The sequence below is a fragment of the Terriglobus sp. ADX1 genome, assembly GCF_036877645.1.
Lineage (GTDB): Bacteria > Acidobacteriota > Terriglobia > Terriglobales > Acidobacteriaceae > Terriglobus.
In genome coordinates, this window is the sequence record NZ_JAEDXV010000071.1 from 1 (window position 1) to 255 (window position 255).

A 255-nucleotide genomic window follows, 5' to 3' on the forward strand; every position below is an offset into this window, starting at 1 on the left:
TCCCAAACGTTCCACCATTGAGAAGCATCCTCATGAAAATTCCATAGTCCTGAGCTGTGGAATAGAGTCCACCGTCGCCAAGAAACGGAGGCGTCGGCGTGGATGGGATGGCGTGGTGGCGTACCAGCTCTTCGAGTTGGCCATCCGTTCGACGATGTATCGCCGCCACCCTCGATTGCTTATTCGACGGCACCGCATACGAAGTATCCGTCATGCCCAACGGCTGGAAAATATGCTCTTGGAAGTATGTTTCAA

Annotated in this window: 1 protein-coding gene; it reads right to left on the minus strand. The window is 53.3% G+C overall.

All coding sequences use genetic code 11. From position 1 onward, the window contains the following. A partial coding sequence (locus JAO32_RS19740; RefSeq protein WP_334243600.1) for a serine hydrolase occupies positions 1 to 214 on the minus strand: 214 nt, incomplete at its 3' end. Between the last annotated feature and the right edge of the window lie 41 nt (positions 215 to 255).